We start from the raw sequence: 17,714 nt of genomic DNA, 5'->3' as shown, positions 1-17,714 counted from the left end.
AGACGCGGTGACAGAAACGTTTCACGGGCGCCACTAACGTGACTGCCCATGTGGCCAGGACAGCAGCCGCCCGGAGGCGAGCAGAACCCGCAGGACCAGAACCCCTACCAGCAGCCGGGGTACCAGCAGCCGAACCCCTATCAGCAGCCGGGGTATCCGCAGCAGCCGGGCCCGTACGGACCGCAGCCGGGACAGCAGCCGTGGGGTGCGCCGGCTCCCGCGGGCGCGCCCGAGCCGCCGCGCGGGAACGGCACCCGGACCAAGGTGATCGCGATCGTGGCGGCCGGCGCCGTGGTCGTGGCCGCCGGGGTGACCGGTGCCCTCCTGCTCGGCGGCGGCAAGGACGACAAGGCCGACGGCGGCGACAAGGGCAAGGACGCGAACCCCACCACGAGCGCGCCGAAGGACCCGAGCGCGTCGCCCTCCGACGGCGACCCGCGCGGCGGTGCGGGCGAGCAGCCGACGATCGCCGGCTGGAAGGTCGTCGTCAATCCCAGGTGGGGCACGGCCTTCGACGTCCCCGCGGACTGGGAGGTGGCCTCGCCGGGCACGTCGGTCGGGTTCGAGAAGAAGAACGCGAAGGCCGACGACAAGCCGCTGATCGTGATGTCGGCACCCGCCTACTTCAAGTCCAAGTGGTGCTCGTCCGACGACAACAGGGACGGCCGTACCGAGGACACCGCGCTCGGCGCCGCGGGCACCAAGGGCGCGAGCGGAGCGAAGAGCACCGACGAGGTCGCCGTGAACCAGGTCCCCTGGTGGGTGTTCGGCGGCTACACCCAGCCGGACAAGAAGAGCCTCACCTTCGACAAGAAGGCCAAGCCGTACACCACGAAGTCGGGCGTCACGGGCAGCATCGCCTGGGCCAGGTCCAAGAACACTCCCCAGAAGGGGAAGTGCGCGAGCGACGGCAAGGCCGTCACGTTCGGGTTCAAGAACTCCGTGGGCGACTATGTGGCGTGGAACCTCTACGGAGCCACCGGCGTGCAGGACGAGATCCCCGACGCGACCATCCTGAAGATCCTGAGCACCGTACGTCTGCACGGTGACCCGACGGGGGCCTGAGTCAGGGGCAGTTGGATTCCGAGCCGGGATCATGCGGGGCCGCCCCGAGCCGGGATCAATGGGGCAAGTGGTTTGGCGGCACGGTCGTTTCGGGGACCGCCGTGGCACTCGGGTCACAAGCCCCTCTATCGTTAACGGCCATGTGGCCAGGACAGCAGCCGCCCGGGGGCGAGCAGAACCCGCAGGACCAGAACCCGTACCAGCAGCCGGGGTACCAGCAGCCGGGGTACCAGCAGCCGAATCCGTACCAGCAGCCCGGATACCAGCAGCCGGGGTATCCGCAGCAGCCGGGCCCGTACGGACCGCAGCCGGGACAGCAGCCGTGGGGAGCCCCGTCGGATGCCCTCGGCGCGCCCCAGGCGCCCGGCGGCGGTGGGGGTGGCGGCAACAAGACGAAGATCACCGCGATCGTCGCGGCCTTGGTGGTCGTGATCGCCGCCGGAGTCACCGGATTCCTCGTCCTGGGCGGTGGCGACAAGGACGACAAGGCCGGCGCCGACACGTCCAAGTCCCCGAAGGCGTCCGCCTCTGCGGCGCCGAGCGCGAGCGGGAGCGGGAGTGACGACAACCCGCGCGGCGGCGACGAGGAGAAGGCGACGATCGCCGGCTGGAAGGTGGTGGTGAACCCCAAGTGGGGCACCGCCTTCGACGTACCGGCGGACTGGGATGTCAAGACGCCCGGCACCTTCATCGGCTTCGAGGACGACAAGAAGGGCGACGGCGCCGTGCTCATCGGCATGTCCGCGCCCGCGTTCCTCAAGGAGAAGTGGTGCACGTCGGACGACGACAAGGACGGCCACACGAGCGACTCGGCACTGGCCGCCGCGGGCACCAAGGGCCAGAGCGGTGCCAAGAACGCCGACGACGTGGCGCGCAATGATTCGGCGTGGTGGGTCTTCGGCGGCTACACCGACCAGAAGGACGCCTCGAAGAAACTGCTGAAGATCGGCAAGCCCCAGGCGTACACCACGGCCTCTGGCGTCAAGGGCAGCGTCGCGACGACGTATTCCTCGGGCGTCGTCAAGAAGGGCAAGTGCGACTCCGACGGCAAGGCGACCACGTTCGCCTTCAAGAACTCGGCGGGCGACTTCGTGTCCTGGACGCTCTACAGCGCGAAGGGCGTCTCGGGCGAGATCCAGGACGCGACCGTGCAAAGGATCCTCAGCACGGTACGACTGCATGGCGACCCGACGGGTTCCTGAGCCCGGGACCGAGGCGCGGGGCTCCGGCCTCCTGGAGACCTTCCAGGCCGGGTGAGCAGGGGCCCGAGGCCCCGACGGGGCGGTTCGGAGGCCCCGACGGGGTGGAGCAGCGGTCGGCGTGGCTCGGTAGGGCGGATCGCTCAGTCGGTCAGTTCGGGCAGTTCGGCCAGTTCGGTCACCAGAGCGCGGATGCGCCGCTCGATCTCGTCCCGGATCGGCCGGACCGCGGCGACGCCCTGTCCGGCCGGGTCGTCGAGTTGCCAGTCGAGGTACCGCTTGCCCGGGAAGACCGGGCACGTGTCGCCGCACCCCATGGTGATCACGACGTCGGATGCCTGTACGACTTCCGTGGTCAGCACCTTCGGCGTCTCGGCGGAGATGTCGATGCCGGCTTCCTTCATCGCGTCGACGACCGCCGGGTTGACCGTGTCGGCGGGTGCGGAGCCCGCCGAGCGGACTTCGACCCGCTCGCCGGCGAGGTGGGTGAGGAACGCGGCGGCCATCTGGGACCGCCCGGCGTTGTGGACGCAGACGAACAGCACGGACGGGCGCAGGGTGGCGGTGCTCATGGCAGGTGTCTTTTCTTCCGGGGAGAAGGTGGGTTCAGGGTGCGGACGGGGCGAGTTCGGCCTCGTCGTGGGGGCGGTCTGCGTCCGTCCGAGCGGATGCGGGGCGGCCGAACACGGCAGCCAGCAGGGCCACGCCGACAGCGGCACCGACCAGCTGCGCGACGATGAACGGAGCGACGGAGGCCGGGGCGATGCCCGCGAACGTGTCGGTGAAGGTCCGGCCGATGGTCACCGCCGGGTTCGCGAACGACGTGGAGGACGTGAACCAGTACGCGGCCCCGATGTAGGAGGCCACCGCCGCTGATGCGAGGCGGGCGCGATCGGTACGGGTCAGGCCGAAGACCAGGAGGATGAGCCCGGCCGTCGCCACGATCTCGCCGAGCCACAGGTGACCGGCGGAGCGGTCGCGCGTGGACCACTTCACGAGCGGTTGGGCGAACATCGCGTCGGCCAGGACCGCGCCGACGATCGCGCCGACGATCTGAGCAGGGACGTACGCGGCTGCTTCACGTGCGGTCATTCCGTCGCCGCTGTTGCGCCCGGTGAACCAGGCGGCCAGGGTGACGGCCGGGTTGAAGTGGGCCCCGGAGACCGGACCGAGCAACGTGATCAGCACGGCCAGGCCGAAGACGGTGGCGAGCGAGTTGGCGAGCAGCTGCACGCCGACGTCCTGTGACAGCAGCGTCGCCTGGATGCCGGAGCCGACCACAACCGCGACCAGTGCGGCCGTCCCCACCAGCTCGGCCGCGGCCCGCCGTCCGAGTGAAGCGTTCACGCGGCCACCGCGACGGGCTCAGGAGTGGTCAGGAACGCGCCCAGCCTGTCCAGGGCGCCAGGCAGCGCCCAGTTAGTAGACCCAGGTGCCACGCCGCTCGCAGTCGATGAGTCCGGCCTGGCGGAGCTGCTTGAGATGGTGGGAGATCGTCGGCTGCGACAGCTCGAACGCGGGTGTCAGCTCACACACGCACACCTCGCCGCCCTCCCGCGAAGCGATCATCGAGAGCAGCCGCAGCCGTACCGGGTCGCCGAGCGCCTTGAACGCCTTCCGCCAGTTCGACGGCCTGATCTTCGGCCAGCGGGGCGGAGGCCAGTCCCGTGCAGCAGGCGCCGTCCGCCTCCTGGCCGATCACCTCAAGTTTTTGTTTCGACATGCCTCTATGTTGACGTTCTTCGATCCAAGGCGCAAGCTTACATCAATGAACGTCAATACAAGCCGGTCCGGGGCCTGACGTGCCCCGTGCTTGAGGAGTGAGTCATGAGTGATCAGTCCACAGAACTGCGCGAGACCGTTCGCCGGTGGTATGCCGCCGCGGCCATGAAGGTGACCGAGGGTGGCACCGCGTGTTGCGGGCCGCAGCCGGTCGAGGTGGACGAGAACTTCGGTTCGACCCTCTACGCGTCCGACGAGCGCGACGCCCTGCCCGCCGAGGCCGTCGCCGCCTCACTGGGCTGCGGCAACCCGACCGCCGTGGCCGATCTCCACGAGGGCGAGCGTGTCCTCGATCTCGGCTCCGGCGGTGGCATCGACGTCCTGCTGCCCGCCCGCCGCGTCGGCCCCACGGGCAAGGCGTACGGCCTCGACATGACCGAGGAGATGCTCGAACTCGCCCTGTCCAACACCAGGAAGGCGGGCGCGACCAACGTCGAGTTCCTCAAGGGCACCATCGAGGCCATCCCGCTCCCCGCCGCCACCATCGACGTGGTGATCTCCAACTGTGTGATCAACCTGTCGACCGACAAGACGGCGGTGTTCGCGGAGACGTTCCGCGTCCTGACGCCGGGCGGCCGGATCGGCGTCTCGGACGTGGTCGCCGACGACGACCTGACACCCCGGCAGCGCGCGGAGCGCGGCGACCACGTCGGCTGCATCGCCGGCGCCCTGTCCTTCGCCGAGTACCGCGAAGGCCTTGAGGCGGCAGGGTTCGTGAACGTCGAGATCACCCCCACGCACCCCGTGGCCGACGGCATGCACTCCGCCATCGTCCGCGCCACCAAACCCCGGACCGAGGCGCGGACATCCCCCGCGACCGGGTCGGCAGACGCGTGCTGCGGCGTCGGCGCCTGCTGCACACCGGCCGAAACCTCCGCCGACCCCCGTGTCACCGTCGCGGAGGCCAAGTCCGCGTCGGGCTGCGGCTGCCAGACCTGAAGAACCCGCACTCCGAGGAAGAAGCGGAAACCGCGTCACCCGATGCCGAAGGACCCGCCGGGCGGCTCGGGTGACGGAACCGCGTTCTCGTCGCGCACCGGAGCGGCACCGCCGATGAAGTCCCGCAGCCCGGGGCCGTGTTCGACGCGCGCGGGAAAGGCGTCGGCGGCGGTGCGACGGGCCAGGGCGGCCGTGTCGAGCGGGCGGTGGGAGGCCACGAGCACCGCGTTGCCGAAGCGTCGGCCGCGCAGCACGCCGGGTTCGGCGATCAGGGCGATTTCCTCGAACACCGCGGAGAACGTGGCGAGTTGGGAGCGGAGAAAGGCGAAGGGCGCGGCGTCCGCGAGGTTGGCGAGGTAAACGCCGTCGGGGCGCAGCACGCGCTCGGCGGCGCTCGCGTAGGTGGTGGATGTCAGATGCGCCGGTACGCGCGAGCCGCCGAAGACGTCCGCGATCAGGATGTCCGCGGAGTCGGGGGCGGCGGCTTCGATCCAGGTGCGGGCGTCGGCACAGTGCAGCTCGATGCCGACGCCGCCGGGCACCGGCAGACACTCGCCGATCATGGCCAGCAGACCCTGGTCCGCCTCCACCACGTCCTGCCGCGAACCGGGCCGGGTGGCCGCGACGTAGCGGGGCAGAGTCAGCGCCCCGCCGCCGAGGTGCAGCACGTCCAGGGCGCGCCCCGGTTCCGTGACCGTGTCCAGCACATGCCCGAGGCGCCGCGTGTACTCGAACTCCAGATGCGTCGGCTCGTCCAGGTCGACGTACGACTGGGGTGCCCCGTCCACCGTCAGCAGCCACGCCCGCTCGCGGTCCACGTCGGGCATCAGCTTGGCGGTCCCGTGATCCACGGCCCGCGTCACGGGTATCGGCTCGTCCACGGCTCCATTGTGCGGCACCGGCGACGACGCGAACGGGCGCCCACCATGTCATGGCAGGCGCCCGCGTCGCTGTACCGGCCGGAGGACAGCCGACCAGCTGACCGGGCCGGAGGACAGCCGGCCTGCCTATCGGGCCGGAGGTCAGCCGACCGACGTCACCGTCCCGGCGCCGACCGTCCGGCCGCCCTCGCGGATCGCGAAGCCGAGGCCCGGCTCCAGCGGCACCTCCCGGCCGAGCTCGACCGTCATGGTGACGGTGTCGCCGGGCCGGGCGACCGCCCGCTCGCCGAGGTCGACGTCGCCGACCACGTCCGCGGTGCGGATGTAGAACTGCGGCCGGTACCCGGTGGAGACCGCTGTCGTACGGCCGCCCTCGCGCGTCGACAGGACGTACACCTGCGCCGTGAAACGGCTGCTGGGTACGACACTGCCGGGCGCGGCGACGATGTGCCCGCGACGGACCGCGTCGCGGGGCACACCGCGCAGCAGAAGCGCCACGTTGTCGCCGGCCTGCGCCTCCTCCATGGGCTTGCCGAAGGTCTCCAGGCCGGTGACCACCGTGTCGACGCCGGCGCCGAGCACCTCGACGCGGTCGCCGACGTGGATCGTGCCGCGCTCCACGGCACCGGTGACGACCGTTCCGCGTCCGGTGATGGTGAGCACGTTCTCGACGGGCATAAGGAACGGCGCGTCGAGATAGCGCTCGGGCATCGGCACGTAGGTGTCCACCGCGTCGAGCAGCGCGTCGATCGCCGCCGTCCACCGGGGGTCCCCCTCAAGGGCCTTGAGGCCGGACACCCGCACGACGGGAACCGAGTCGCCCCCGTAGCCCTGCGCGGAGAGCAGCTCGCGGACCTCCAACTCCACGAGGTCGGCGAGCTCCTCGTCCCCCGCGTCGGCCTTGTTGAGGGCGACGACGATGTGGTCGACGCCCACCTGCCGGGCGAGCAGCACGTGTTCGGCGGTCTGCGGCATGATCCCGTCCAGCGCGGACACGACGAGGATCGCCCCGTCGAGCTGGGCCGCGCCCGTGACCATGTTCTTGACGTAGTCGGCGTGGCCCGGCATGTCCACGTGCGCGTAGTGCCGGGTGTCGGTCTCGTACTCGACGTGCGCGATGTTGATGGTGATGCCGCGGGCGGCCTCCTCCGGCGCGCGGTCGATCCGGTCGAACGGGACGAAGGTGCCGGAGCCGCGCTCGGCGAGGACCTTGGTGATGGCTGCGGTCAGGGTGGTCTTGCCGTGGTCGACGTGACCCATGGTGCCGATGTTCAGGTGCGGTTTGGTGCGCACGTAAGCCGTCTTGGGCATGGCTGTACCTCGAAGCCTCTTCAGTGTCAGCGGAGCTGAGTGATGGCCCCGGCGCGTACGGGCCGGGACGGGGACCCCCAGGAGTTACCGACCCTCCCCCTGCGGGGTCCGCCGGACAATCCGGGAAGGGTCAGCTTCGGGCGCCGTCGACGGCTGCCGTGATGATCGGGACGGCAGCCTTCGGCGCACCCGCGACTGCGGATGCTGCGAGGAGGAAGGCGTACCGGAACATGAGGAGATCATTGCCGACGCGTCTGCCCACGTCGAATGGTTTTCGGTGCCCTGTGGACCGGTGTGGTGCGGGTGGTGGGGGTAGTGCGGGTGGTGCGCGTGGTGCGCGTGGTGCAGTCAGTGCGAGCGGCGCGTCGGGAGCCCGCAGGGTCCGGGGGCGTCCGTGGTCTCAGGGTCGCAGGCCTCAGGGCCTCAGGGGCTCAGGGGCTCAGGGGCTCAGGGGCTCAGGGGCTCAGGGGCTCAGGGGCTCAGGGGCTCAGGGGCTCAGGGGCTGATGTTCTTGAGGGCCTCGCGCACGGACAGCGGCGCGAGCCTCGCCCGCTCCGCGGCGACGAAGTCCCGTACCGCCCGCGGGTCGGTCTTGGCGTATTCGCGCAGACACCATCCGATGGCCTTGCGGATGAAGAAATCGGGATGGCCCGACTGGCGCACGCAGTACGCGAAGAGGCGCCCTGTGTCGGTGGCCTCCTTGTGGCGGAGCTGATGGAGCAGCGCCGTACGGGCGACCCACAGATCGTCGTCCTCGATCCAGGCGTCCATGGCGGTGCGCAGTCGCGGGTCGGCGGCCACCAGGCCTCCCACCACATGCGCGGCGAGCGCGTCGACCGTGTCCCACCAGGAGACGGTGGAGACCAGGTGCCGGGCGACCGGCAGGAACCCCGACGACAGGCGCGCCACGTGGCGGCGCAGGTAGTCGACGGCGAAGTACTGGTACTCGCGTTCCGGCAGCCGCCAGCAGCGCAGCGCGAGCGCCGTGCAGTCCGCCTCCTCGGGACGGGCGGTGTCCAGGAGCACGGTGCGGGACAGGGCGCGGCGCTCGGGGGTCGTCAGTCCGAGGAACGGGGCGATGTCCTTCATGTACGCGCGCATCGACGCGGCCCGGTGAGGGTCGGCGGCCGCCGGGTAGACGGTCGTGAGCCGTTCCAGAACGGTGTCCGCGAGGACGCTGTCCGGCACCTCGAACCGCGCACCTGACGTTCCGGAAGCTGTGACGCCCATGAGACGAACCATACGGCGATCACACACATGCGTCGGCTAGTGTCACCGGATGCTCGATGCCACCACCCGCTCTGGGGGCACCGCCACGGCCACTCCCCAGGCCGCCGCCACGGAGCTCACCGTCGCCACCGACCTGGTCGTCGCCTCGGAGATCACCGTCGCCGCACCCGCGGTCCCGACCGCCGCACGCACCGGCCCGGGCGCCCGCTGCCTGAGAGCGCTGCTCTCGCCGTGGTCGCGGCTCTCCCTGCTGGTCGTGCTGCTCGCGGCCGCCGCGTCGAGCGTGCTGCTCTTCGACCCGCAGCGGCTGCTCGCCGACGGCTGGCCACCCCAGCTCGGCGGCGCCGCGGCGGCCGTCGCGTTCGCCGTGGCGTACGGGCTGTGCACGGTCGCCTTCATGCCCCGACCCCTGCTCAACCTGGCGGCCGGCGCCCTGTTCGGCTCTCAACTGGGCCTGGGCACCGCGCTGGTGGGCACGGTGCTCGGCGCCGGTGTCGCCTTCGGGCTCGGCCGGATCCTCGGACAGGCCGCGCTGCGGTCGCTGCTGCGGGCCCGCTGGCTGAAGGCGGCGGACGGTCAGCTCAGCCGGCACGGCTTCCGCTCGATGATGGTGGCCCGGCTGTTCCCCGGCGTGCCGTTCTGGGCCGCCAACTACTGCGCGGCCGTCTCCCGCATGGGCTGGCTGCCCTTCCTGGTCGCGACGGCGCTCGGCTCGATCCCGAACACCGCCGCGTACGCCGTCGCCGGGGCCCGCGCGTCTTCCCCAACGTCCCCGGCCTTCCTGATCGCGATGGCCTTGATCACGGTCCCCGCCGTGGTCGGAACGGTGGTGGCCTGGCGCAAGCGCCACCACCTGCGCGGTCACTGAGGCCCGGCAGCGCCACGGCCGCACAGCCCAGGATCTCCGGCCGCTACAGACGCGAGGCTTCCGGGATCCGCGGCCGCCACGGACGCACGGCCTCCAAGATCTGCGGGCGCCACGGACGCACGCCTCCAGAATGGTGCGGCCGCTACGGGCGCACGGCCTCCAGGATCATCGCGTTGGCCAGTCCGCCCGCCTCGCACATCGTCTGCAGCGCGTAGCGGGCCCCGCGGGCGCGCATCGCGTGGACGAGGGTCGTGGTGAGCCGGGTGCCGCTCGCGCCCAGCGGGTGGCCTATCGCGATGGCCCCGCCGTGCACGTTGACCTTGGCCAGGTCGGCGCCCGTCTCCTGCTGCCAGGCCAGGACGACGGCGGCGAAGGCCTCGTTCACCTCGAAGAGGTCGATGTCGCCGAGGTCCAGCCCGGCCTTGCGCAGCACCTTCTCGGTGGCGGGGATGACGCCTGTGAGCATCAGCAGCGGGTCGGATCCGGTGACCGCGAAGCTGTGCAGCCGGGCGATGGGCCGCAGTCCGAGGCGGGCGGCGGTCTCGCTCGACGTGATGAGCACGGCGGACGCGCCGTCGTTGACCGGGCTCGCGTTCCCGGCCGTGACCGACCAGTCGATCTGCGGGAAGCGCTCGGCGAAGCCCGGGTCGTAGTACGCGGGCTTCAGCCCGGCGAGTATCTCGGGGGTGCTGCCCGGGCGGACGCTCTCGTCCCGGCTGACGCCCTCCGGGGGCGCGACCTCGGCGTCGAACAGACCGCCGCTCCACGCCAGTGCCGCCTTCTGGTGCGAGCCGACGGCGAAGGTGTCCATCCGCTCGCGGGTGATGCCCCACTTGGCGGCGATGAGCTCGGCACTGATGCCCTGCGGCACCAGACCCTCCGGGTAGCGCTCGGCGACCCCTGGCCCGAAGGGGTCCGCGCCCGCCGGCACGTTGGACCACATCGGCACCCGACTCATCGATTCCACACCGCAGGCCACGACCATGTCGTACGCCCCCGACATGACGCCCTGCGCGGCGAAGTGCACGGCCTGCTGCGAGGAGCCGCACTGGCGGTCCACCGTGGTCGCCGGGACCGCCTCGGGGAAACCCGCGGAGAGCACGGCGTACCGGGTGGTGTTCATGGCCTGCTCGCCGACCTGGTCGACGGTGCCGCCGATGACGTCGTCGATCAGCGCCGGGTCGATCCCAGAGCGCTCGACGAGCGCGCGGAGCGTGTGGGCGAGGAGTTCCACGGGGTGGACGTGGGCGAGGGAGCCGTTCGGCTTGCCCTTGCCCACGGGGGTGCGTACGGCTTCGACGATCACGGCGTCACGCATGGGATGCCTCTCAGGTCTCTGAGGTCGGGGAACCGGCGACCGGGCGGGTCCGGCCTTCGAACCCAGTGAGTTTGATTTCCCAACCCACCAAGTGACCCAAGAGTAACCCAGTGAGTTGGAACATCCAACCCACCCTCGTAGACTGACGGCATGAAGGACCCCCGCCCCTGCTCGATCGCCGCGACACTCGCCCTCGTCGGCGAGAAGTACTCCCTGCTGGTCCTGCGCGAGGTGTCGCTCGGCGCCACACGCTTCGACCAGCTCGTACGCAACACCGGCGCCCCTCGCGACGTGCTGACGACCCGGCTGAAGCGCCTCGTCGACGCCGGGCTGCTGGAGAAGGCGGAGTACAGCGACCGCCCCAAGCGCTACGAGTACCGGCCCACGCAGGCAGGTCTGGAGCTGCAACCCGTCCTGCTGACGCTCATGGCCTGGGGCGACCGGCACCTCCAGGAGGGCGGCTTCCGGCCCATGGTGCTGGAGCACACCTGTGGCCACGAGCTGGTCCCCCAGGTGGTCTGCCAGGAATGCGGAGAGCAAGTCGAACACGAGGCCCTCACCGCCCACCCCCAGGCCCCGGGCTGGACGGTGACGGGACCCGTGGCGGCGTAATCGCCGACACGGGGACGCGGACGCGGACGCGGAGACGGGCGCCGCAGGCGGCAGGCGGCAGGCGGCAGGCGGCAGGCGGCAGGCGGCAGGCCGCAGGCCGCAGGCGGCAGGCGGCAGGCGGCAGGCGGCAGGCGGCAGGCGGCAGGCGGCAGGCGGCAGGCGGCAGGCGGCAGGCGATGGTACGACCTAGTCGGCCGTCTCGTAGACATCGAGCCGTCCGCACATTCCGAACCGGCCCCGCGCGGAAGGCCGTTCGGCTCGCACGACGGCGGCGGCGAGATGTGACCCGTCTCCCCGCTCCAGCCGGTCGAGCTGGTCCCCCGTCGCCGCGGCGGCGGCCTCGGCGCCGCGCCGCCACCGTTCGCGCCACTCCGTGAGGCGTGGCCGCACCAGGGCCGCGGCGGCCCGGTGGAACGCCGCGAGCGGCGCGGGTCCGTCCGCGTCGCGCAACGCGCGATACCCCTCCAGGGCGAGATCGCGCCGGGCACGGGCGAAGCGCGCCTGCTCCCCCTCGGGGGCGTCCGCCGGGACGACGGTGGCCGCCGCGTAGGTCCCTGGATCGGTCAGGTACTCCGGGGGCAGGGTGATGACCGCGTCGCCCGCCTCCGGCAGGCCGCTGTTCTGCATGAGCACGGTGATGCGCAGATCCTGCCCGTTGACGAGGCGGTGGATCGTGCCCGGGGTGAACCAGGCGACCGTGCCGGGCACGAGCGGCGTCACCTCGTACCCCGATGCCGTGAGCGTCTGGACCGAGCCGCGTCCGCCGGTGACGACGTACGCCTCCGAACAGGTCAGGTGGAGATGGGGAGTTCCGCCGCACACACCATCAGCTGCGGGCCAGTCGTACACCCGCAGATGCGACACGGCGACGGCTCCCGGGAGCCCGGGGAAGCCAGGAGTCGCTGCACTCACCAGGGGTGCTCCGCCAGATACTTGACGACGTCCTCGCGTTCCCAGGCCCCTTCGGCGACGACGACCCGGTAGCGGCGGGTGAGGGTGTCGCCGGGCGCGAGTTCCAGTTCGTCGAAGAAGGCCAGGGACGGGGCGACAGCGGCGAAGGGTTCGTTGCGTACGAACCAGTGGGCCGGGTGGGCGCCCCGCGACCCGGTGTGGTCGTTCTCGGGCGCGTGCGCGAAGACGAGGGTGGCGTGACCGTCGGAGCCGTCGTGCTCAGCCGAGTACGCGAGCCAGGGTGCCTGGCGCCCCATCAGCCCGGGTCCTTCGGAGTCAGGTCCGATGACCAGCCCGTCCCGGAAGGCGCGCGGTCCGCGCCAGAACAGGCCCGTATAGCCGGCCATCTCGCGCCCCGCGGTCATCGGACTGCCGAAGCGCAGGGGCTCCTCGCGGCGGTTGGTGATCGCGGAGCTCCAGGTCAGCTCCCAGGAGCCCGCCCCGGGATCGACGTCGTGGACCTCGACGCGGCGCCGCTCGTCGGCCCACAGCTCGCCGTCGTACGGATGCCAGGTGAGCCGTTCGGCGATGACCGCGCCACCGCCGTCCGCGGCGACCTCGTCGAAGGCGACGTGCGCCATCGACCCGACACGCTCCGGGAGTTCGAGATATCCCTGTCCGTGGACGTAGGTGTTGCCGCCCCACAGGTTCTGTCCGGAGAGATGCGAGGCCGTCATCTGGAGGCCCTTGTGCCAGCGGTGGTCGTTCGGGCGGTAGTCCGTGACGACGTTGCCGGCCAGCGTCCGCAGCGGATGCAGATACGGCTTCGGTGACTCCCAGGCGGCCTCGGGTCGGTAGACGTAGTTCAACAGCTCGACGCCGGTGGAGACTTCATTGATCGCGATGCGCTCCCCGTGCGTGTGGACGATCCGCAGGCCGGACTCCGGCTGCTCGCTCATGCCCGGACCTCCGCACCTGCCGCTGCGGGCGCCTCGGGCACCTCGGGCACCTCGGGCACCTCGGGCGCCGCCGACTCGGGCCCGGCGGGTGCCCAGCCGGGCGCGCCGCCGTGCAGTGCCGTGTAGTACGGGTCTCCCGGACCGATCTCCCCCGCGCGGACGGTCGTGTCCGTGAACGCCGACTTGTAGAGCGCGGTGATCAGTTCCAGGCTGGTCCGCCCGTCGGCACCGCTGCTGCGCGGCCGTTCGCCCGCCCGCATGCTCGCGACGAGCTCCCGTAGCTGCGCGAGGTGCGAACTGGGCACGTCCGCGCCGAAATCCCGCCAGGCCGCGACGTCCGCCTCCGGGACATCGGGCACGGGAGTGATCCGCCAGTCGTCGTTGCTGTGGCCGTACAGATGGGTCAGCTCGACGGTGGCGCGCTCGCAGTCGACGCGGATGCGGCTGACCTCGTCGGGACTCAGCACACTGTTGACGACGGTCGCCAGGGCGCCGTTCGCGAAGCGGACCAGGGCGGTCGAGACGTCCTCCGTCTCCACGTCGTGCACCAGACGACCGGTCATCGCGCGCACCTCGGTCCACGGCCCCAGCAGGTCCAACAGCAGATCCATCTGGTGGATGCCGTGTCCCATCGCGGGCCCGCCGCCCTCGGTCGCCCAGCGGCCGCGCCAGGGGACGGCGTAGTAGTCGGCGTTGCGGTACCAGGTGGTCTGGCAGTGCGCGACGAGCGGCCGGCCCATCGCCCGCTCCGCGATCAGGCGCCGAACATGCCGGGCGCCCGAGCCGAAGCGGTGCTGGAAGACGATCGCGGCGTACGGCCCGCCGTCCGTGCCCTCAGCGGCCTCGACGGCGTCGAAGTCGGCGAGCGTCGGCACGGGCGGCTTCTCGCACCACACCCACGCGCCCGCCCGCAACGCGGCGACGGACTGCTCCCGGTGGAGGGTGGGCGGGGTGCAGACGGCGACCAGATCGGGCCGCTGTTCCCCGAGCATCCGGTCCAGATCGGTGTACGCGTGTGGAATGCCCGCCTCGGCGCAGAACTCCCGGACCGCGCCCTCGGCGATGTCCACCGCGGCGACGATCTCCGTCTCGCCCTCCTCCGCGAGCCGGGCGAGTGCGGGGTGATGACTCCCGCGCGCGATGGCGCCCGCGCCGACGACGGCGACTCTGATGCGACGACCGTCGAGAGGGGTGTTCGCGGCGCGGCTCGTAGCGGCCTGGGGGGCTGTTGCGGTACGGGACAGGGTCATCTACCTGATCAGCGCTCCATCGGACGTGATGTCAGACGTCGGCCAGCGCATGGCTCCACCGGACGGACGCGTATCGCCGAACGGACGCGAACGGTGGCAGCAAGCGCTTTCCCTGCCGCTGCAACGTAAGCGGCGGCCGGGCGGCCGGTCAACACCCCGGTCACCGTGCCATCAGGCGACATCGCACCTCGACCGAACCTGGACGGCACCCGGTCCCTGCCCGAAACCGGATCGCACCCGGTCCCTGAACGGACCCGGATCACACCTGCCCGTGACCGGACCCGGATCTGCGCCTGCCCCTGCCCCTGCCCCTGCCCCTGCCCGAGCTCGGATCTGGGCCGGGCCGAGCCTGGATCGGAATCGGGCCGAGCCTGGACCTGACCGGGACCGAGCCCGGATCGGAATCGGGCCGGCGACCGACCACCACGGTTGGACGATCACCTGGGGCAACGACGCCGGGCACCAAGACGGGCACCGTGGTCGTACGCACACGGCACATGTACGTGGAGGTCGACACCAGCGGCACGGAGTGGGCGCTTCGGGTCGCATGGCGGGCGAGGACGTCAGCGTGCGGATCCGGCGGGCCGAACACGTCGGCTGCGGTCGGACGGCTGCTCACGTCGTCTCCTCTCGCGTGGCGGTGGCCCGTTCGCGGTCTCCGTCGGGCCGGTCCTCGTCGCCCGGGATGACGCGGACCTTCCCGCCGGAGCCGGGATCGACCAAGCGGATTTCGACGAGCGGGGATCGAAGGCGCCGTAGGCCGTCTGGCCGAACACTTCTGCGGACTGCGCCGGGGCGTCTTAGCGTGGTCTCCCCGACTGGAGGTGGAGCATGCCGAAGGAGCCGATGCTGGGTCGCTTGGGCACTGAAGCGCGCAGTGTGAAGTTTCCCGACGGCAGCCGCGGGATCATCCTCGTGAAGGCGGGTATCCCGCAGGACGAGGCTGATGCGCTCGCGGCGCGGGTCTGGGCGGAGAGGGCGGAGCCGCGCGGGCCGAACGGTTGAGCCCGCGACAGAACCTCAGCCCCCGGAGCGCTCCCGGGGGCTTTCGAGTGTGCGCTCGACGCTGTCTCGCATGGTTGCGGACAGGGACGGGTCCGCGCGGTTCCCCATCGCTTCGCCGCCCGAGGATCCGCTCGACCACGACTCCGGGAGGTGCCCGGTCCGACACGTCCGCGGTCATCCACGGCAAGCGGGTCCGGCAGACCGAGCGGTGCGACCCACCCTCGGCCCTCTCCTTCGTCGGCTTCCTCCGGCGGCTTCCTCCGGCGGCCTTCGAAGGCTGGACGAAAGCGGGACGAAGGCGACGGCGTCGGGCCAGTGATCACGCCCGCCGATCCACTCGGCGGGTGCACCTCCCGGGACGTTCTCGCAGAACGGGGCCCGCCGGTTCGGCCAAGGTGTTCCCCATCCGTTCCGCGCAGCTCGCGCCAGTCCCGTGAGCGTTTCCGTCCATCCGGTCGATGCGGCGCCGTCCACGACAACTGAGGCCGCTGGAAAGGGAGTTCGGCGCGCAACTGAGCATCGGCCGGATTCGCGTGACGAAGCGCATACGGCTTGAGTAGCGGCCCGGTAGCGCAGTGTCAGTCCTTGCGCCTAGGCTGGTGCGCATGTCCCCCGATGTCACTCCGCCTGGTTCCGTGCGGTCTGCCGCCGCGCTGAACGAACAGATCCGCTCCCTGTGGACGCGGACAGGCGGCTCCCTGTCCGCACAGGAGCGGGCGGAGTACGAGTTGTTGGTGGTGAAGTGGGCCGAGGCGATACGCGGCGAGATCATCGAGGCGGCGTAGGACCGTTCGCGATTCCGGCGCGCACCGGCTCACCGCCCGCCGGACACCCGTAGCACCGCCCCCGTCGTGTACGACGCTTCGGGCGACATCAACCACGCGATGGCCGCGGCAATTTCCTTCGCGCCGCCGACGCGGCGCAGTGGAATCGACGAGGCGGCACGTTCGGCGCGGCCCGGGTCACCCATGGTCGCGTGCATCTCGGTGTCGATCATGCCGGGCGCGACGGCGTTGACCCGGATGCCGTCGGGGCCGAGTTCCTTGGCCAGTCCCGTGGTCAGCGCGTCGACGGCCGCCTTGCTCGCCGCGTAGTGCACGAATTCGCCGGGACTGCCGAGCGTGGCGGCCGCCGAGGACACATTCACGATGGCGCCGCCTCCCAGGGCGGCCATGGACCGGGCGGCGCGACGCGAACACAGGAGCGTGCCGAGCAGGTTGACTTCGATCACGCGTCGCAGATCCGCGGGGTCGGCGTCCGCGAGCCGCCCGAGCGGTCCGGTCACCCCGGCGTTGTTCACCAGCCCCGTCACCTGCCCCAACAGGTCCGCGGCCGTGTCGAAGAGCCGCTCGACGTCGGTCTCGTCGGAGGTGTCCACCCGTACCGTGGCGCAGCGTGCCCCGGCAGCGCGGACGGCGGTCGCGGTCCGCTCTGCGGCCTCGCCGTCGCTCACGTAACCGACGACGACGTCGTGCCCGTCCGCCGCCAGGCGTGTACAGGTCGCGGCGCCGATCCCCCGGCTGCCACCCGTGACGATCGTGACAGGGCGCGCCATAAGAGCCTCCTGGAGTGGCGGACGGGTCACCGACGCATGAGCGGGGGTGATCGACAGGGGTGGGAACCCCTCCCGATCGGATCCCCGTGGACAGGTCGTCCACGGTCGATCATGGATCCCCAACGATCTCAGATCCGCGCCGGCCTCGGCATGACGTCTCGGACTTCCAAGAGCGGCTCGCCCGCGTACGGGTTCCGCCTCACCCCACGAGACCGCCCGGACCGCCCGGACCGCCCGGACCGTGCTGACCGATGCCGAATCGAACCCTGCCGGACACCGAATATCCCCGCACAGCCTCTTGGCGTGGCAAGCGCTGTGGCCAACACTGAGCCGATGACGCAGCGTGTGGAGCTCGCGACCGTGCTGGACCGGTTCGCCGTGGACGAGATCGTCACCGCGTACGCGGTGGCAGTGGACGACGGCGACTGGGAGGCGTACCGGGGGCTGTTCACGCCGAAAGGCCGCGCCGACTACCGCTCGGCCGGCGGCGTCGAGGGCGACGCCGACAACGTCGCCGGGTGGCTTTCGCAGAGTCTGGAACTGTTCGCGATGCGCCAGCATCTGATCGTCAACCGTCGTGTGCGGTTCGGCGTCCTGGATCAGGACACCGGCGACACGGCCGAGGTACAGGCGGACTACATCAATCCGATGCGGTTCGCCGGGCAGGACGGCGATTCCACCACGCCCGACCTCGTGTGCGGCGGTCGATACGCCTTCGGCCTGCTGCGAACCGCCGACGGCTGGCGGCTGCGCCAGGTCGTCGTCGAGGAGAAGTGGCGCCGGATGGCACAGCCCCGGCACGCGCCCGCGAACCCCTGAGCCACCCGGTCGACTCCCCCACCGATCCGG

18 protein-coding genes and 1 pseudogene are annotated in these 17,714 nt (G+C 71.3%); 8 read left to right on the top strand and 11 right to left on the bottom strand.

Features of this window, described 5'->3' with window-relative positions:
* The first annotated feature begins 48 nt into the window (after window positions 1-48).
* Window positions 49-1,065 (top strand): hypothetical protein, encoded by a 1,017-nt coding sequence (locus ACFYR3_RS30445; protein ID WP_389285232.1) that lies wholly within the window; start codon window positions 49-51, stop codon window positions 1,063-1,065.
* Between the two features lie 140 nt (window positions 1,066-1,205).
* Window positions 1,206-2,267, top strand: coding sequence for a hypothetical protein (locus tag ACFYR3_RS30440; RefSeq protein ID WP_389285231.1), 1,062 nt, complete (start codon window positions 1,206-1,208; stop codon window positions 2,265-2,267).
* Between the two features lie 140 nt (window positions 2,268-2,407).
* On the opposite strand, the gene ACFYR3_RS30435 is transcribed toward ACFYR3_RS30440, so the two are convergent.
* The 3 genes and pseudogenes from ACFYR3_RS30435 to ACFYR3_RS30425 all read right to left on the bottom strand — a co-directional run bounded on the left by ACFYR3_RS30435 (window position 2,408) and on the right by ACFYR3_RS30425 (window position 3,987).
* Entirely contained in the window at window positions 2,408-2,836 is a 429-nt protein-coding gene (locus ACFYR3_RS30435) for an arsenate reductase ArsC (protein WP_389285230.1), read from the bottom strand.
* 34 nt (window positions 2,837-2,870) lie between these two features.
* Complete coding sequence (locus tag ACFYR3_RS30430) at window positions 2,871-3,611, bottom strand: MIP/aquaporin family protein (protein WP_355838413.1); 741 nt, start codon at window positions 3,609-3,611, stop codon at window positions 2,871-2,873.
* A pseudogene (locus ACFYR3_RS30425) lies at window positions 3,608-3,987 on the bottom strand (ArsR/SmtB family transcription factor). The gene ACFYR3_RS30430 and the pseudogene ACFYR3_RS30425 overlap by 4 nt, the downstream one beginning before the upstream one ends.
* Window positions 3,988-4,091: 104 nt before the next feature.
* Here ACFYR3_RS30425 and arsM point away from each other — a divergent pair.
* Window positions 4,092-4,985 carry an arsenite methyltransferase gene (gene arsM / locus ACFYR3_RS30420; protein WP_355838410.1) on the top strand — a complete coding sequence of 298 codons (894 nt, stop codon included), beginning with the start codon at window positions 4,092-4,094 and terminating at the stop codon, window positions 4,983-4,985.
* 35 nt (window positions 4,986-5,020) lie between these two features.
* Here the strand turns inward: arsM and ACFYR3_RS30415 are convergent, their stop codons facing one another.
* The 3 genes from ACFYR3_RS30415 to ACFYR3_RS30405 all read right to left on the bottom strand — a co-directional run bounded on the left by ACFYR3_RS30415 (window position 5,021) and on the right by ACFYR3_RS30405 (window position 8,407).
* Window positions 5,021-5,866, bottom strand: coding sequence for a spermidine synthase (locus ACFYR3_RS30415; RefSeq protein WP_389285229.1), 846 nt, complete (start codon window positions 5,864-5,866; stop codon window positions 5,021-5,023).
* A gap of 141 nt (window positions 5,867-6,007) precedes the next feature.
* Window positions 6,008-7,177, bottom strand: coding sequence for an elongation factor Tu (gene tuf / locus ACFYR3_RS30410; RefSeq protein ID WP_355838404.1), 1,170 nt, complete (start codon window positions 7,175-7,177; stop codon window positions 6,008-6,010).
* A gap of 495 nt (window positions 7,178-7,672) precedes the next feature.
* Window positions 7,673-8,407, bottom strand: coding sequence for a DNA alkylation repair protein (locus tag ACFYR3_RS30405; RefSeq protein ID WP_355838401.1), 735 nt, complete (start codon window positions 8,405-8,407; stop codon window positions 7,673-7,675).
* Between the two features lie 49 nt (window positions 8,408-8,456).
* Here ACFYR3_RS30405 and ACFYR3_RS30400 point away from each other — a divergent pair, with 49 nt between their 5' ends.
* Complete coding sequence (locus ACFYR3_RS30400) at window positions 8,457-9,275, top strand: TVP38/TMEM64 family protein (RefSeq protein ID WP_389285228.1); 819 nt, start codon at window positions 8,457-8,459, stop codon at window positions 9,273-9,275.
* 142 nt (window positions 9,276-9,417) lie between these two features.
* On the opposite strand, the gene ACFYR3_RS30395 is transcribed toward ACFYR3_RS30400, so the two are convergent.
* Window positions 9,418-10,593 (bottom strand): thiolase family protein, encoded by a 1,176-nt coding sequence (locus ACFYR3_RS30395; RefSeq protein ID WP_355838395.1) that lies wholly within the window; start codon window positions 10,591-10,593, stop codon window positions 9,418-9,420.
* A 150-nt stretch (window positions 10,594-10,743) separates the two neighbouring features.
* Here ACFYR3_RS30395 and ACFYR3_RS30390 point away from each other — a divergent pair, with 150 nt between their 5' ends.
* A complete protein-coding gene (locus ACFYR3_RS30390; RefSeq protein WP_355838392.1) occupies window positions 10,744-11,205 on the top strand; it encodes a helix-turn-helix domain-containing protein in 462 nt (153 codons plus the stop codon).
* 186 nt (window positions 11,206-11,391) lie between these two features.
* Here ACFYR3_RS30390 and ACFYR3_RS30385 read toward each other — a convergent pair whose 3' ends face one another.
* Genes ACFYR3_RS30385 through ACFYR3_RS30375 form a run of 3 tightly spaced genes read right to left on the bottom strand, consistent with a single transcriptional unit; the run spans window position 11,392 to window position 14,305 of the window.
* Window positions 11,392-12,120, bottom strand: a complete 729-nt coding sequence (locus ACFYR3_RS30385; RefSeq protein ID WP_389285252.1) for a cupin domain-containing protein — start codon at window positions 12,118-12,120, stop codon at window positions 11,392-11,394.
* A complete protein-coding gene (locus ACFYR3_RS30380) occupies window positions 12,114-13,055 on the bottom strand; it encodes a PmoA family protein (RefSeq protein WP_389285227.1) in 942 nt (313 codons plus the stop codon). Before ACFYR3_RS30380 ends, ACFYR3_RS30385 begins: the two co-directional genes overlap by 7 nt.
* A complete protein-coding gene (locus ACFYR3_RS30375) occupies window positions 13,052-14,305 on the bottom strand; it encodes a Gfo/Idh/MocA family protein (RefSeq protein WP_389285226.1) in 1,254 nt (417 codons plus the stop codon). The genes ACFYR3_RS30380 and ACFYR3_RS30375 overlap by 4 nt, the downstream gene beginning before the upstream one ends.
* Window positions 14,306-15,136: 831 nt before the next feature.
* Here ACFYR3_RS30375 and ACFYR3_RS30370 point away from each other — a divergent pair.
* The gene (locus tag ACFYR3_RS30370; RefSeq protein WP_356782474.1) at window positions 15,137-15,310 is read left to right on the top strand and encodes a hypothetical protein; all 174 of its coding nucleotides are present in this window, start codon (window positions 15,137-15,139) and stop codon (window positions 15,308-15,310) included.
* 605 nt (window positions 15,311-15,915) lie between these two features.
* Window positions 15,916-16,095 (top strand): hypothetical protein, encoded by a 180-nt coding sequence (locus ACFYR3_RS30365; RefSeq protein WP_355838380.1) that lies wholly within the window; start codon window positions 15,916-15,918, stop codon window positions 16,093-16,095.
* Between the two features lie 29 nt (window positions 16,096-16,124).
* Here the strand turns inward: ACFYR3_RS30365 and ACFYR3_RS30360 are convergent, their stop codons facing one another.
* Entirely contained in the window at window positions 16,125-16,865 is a 741-nt protein-coding gene (locus tag ACFYR3_RS30360; protein WP_355838378.1) for a glucose 1-dehydrogenase, read from the bottom strand.
* A 333-nt stretch (window positions 16,866-17,198) separates the two neighbouring features.
* Between ACFYR3_RS30360 and ACFYR3_RS30355 the strand changes: the two genes are divergently transcribed.
* Entirely contained in the window at window positions 17,199-17,684 is a 486-nt protein-coding gene (locus tag ACFYR3_RS30355; protein WP_355838375.1) for a nuclear transport factor 2 family protein, read from the top strand.
* Window positions 17,685-17,714: the final 30 nt, after the last annotated feature.

Source organism: Streptomyces sp. NPDC005784 (assembly GCF_042871525.1).
GTDB lineage: Bacteria > Actinomycetota > Actinomycetes > Streptomycetales > Streptomycetaceae > Streptomyces.
This window is presented reverse-complemented; position numbering and strand designations above follow the sequence as displayed.

Excerpts from the sequence above, each read along its gene's own strand:
- ACFYR3_RS30355 (WP_355838375.1), top strand. The coding sequence starts at position 17,199 with ATGACGCAGCGTGTGGAGCTCGCGACCGTGCTGGACCGGTTCGCCGTG.
- ACFYR3_RS30380 (WP_389285227.1), bottom strand. The coding sequence starts at position 13,055 with ATGAGCGAGCAGCCGGAGTCCGGCCTGCGGATCGTCCACACGCACGGG.
- ACFYR3_RS30435 (WP_389285230.1), bottom strand. The coding sequence starts at position 2,836 with ATGAGCACCGCCACCCTGCGCCCGTCCGTGCTGTTCGTCTGCGTCCAC.
- ACFYR3_RS30370 (WP_356782474.1), top strand. The coding sequence starts at position 15,137 with ATGCCGAAGGAGCCGATGCTGGGTCGCTTGGGCACTGAAGCGCGCAGT.
- ACFYR3_RS30375 (WP_389285226.1), bottom strand. The coding sequence starts at position 14,305 with ATGACCCTGTCCCGTACCGCAACAGCCCCCCAGGCCGCTACGAGCCGC.
- ACFYR3_RS30395 (WP_355838395.1), bottom strand. The coding sequence starts at position 10,593 with ATGCGTGACGCCGTGATCGTCGAAGCCGTACGCACCCCCGTGGGCAAG.
- arsM (WP_355838410.1), top strand. The coding sequence starts at position 4,092 with ATGAGTGATCAGTCCACAGAACTGCGCGAGACCGTTCGCCGGTGGTAT.
- ACFYR3_RS30400 (WP_389285228.1), top strand. The coding sequence starts at position 8,457 with ATGCTCGATGCCACCACCCGCTCTGGGGGCACCGCCACGGCCACTCCC.
- ACFYR3_RS30445 (WP_389285232.1), top strand. The coding sequence starts at position 49 with ATGTGGCCAGGACAGCAGCCGCCCGGAGGCGAGCAGAACCCGCAGGAC.
- ACFYR3_RS30440 (WP_389285231.1), top strand. The coding sequence starts at position 1,206 with ATGTGGCCAGGACAGCAGCCGCCCGGGGGCGAGCAGAACCCGCAGGAC.
- ACFYR3_RS30405 (WP_355838401.1), bottom strand. The coding sequence starts at position 8,407 with ATGGGCGTCACAGCTTCCGGAACGTCAGGTGCGCGGTTCGAGGTGCCG.
- tuf (WP_355838404.1), bottom strand. The coding sequence starts at position 7,177 with ATGCCCAAGACGGCTTACGTGCGCACCAAACCGCACCTGAACATCGGC.
- ACFYR3_RS30360 (WP_355838378.1), bottom strand. The coding sequence starts at position 16,865 with ATGGCGCGCCCTGTCACGATCGTCACGGGTGGCAGCCGGGGGATCGGC.
- ACFYR3_RS30365 (WP_355838380.1), top strand. The coding sequence starts at position 15,916 with ATGTCCCCCGATGTCACTCCGCCTGGTTCCGTGCGGTCTGCCGCCGCG.
- ACFYR3_RS30390 (WP_355838392.1), top strand. The coding sequence starts at position 10,744 with ATGAAGGACCCCCGCCCCTGCTCGATCGCCGCGACACTCGCCCTCGTC.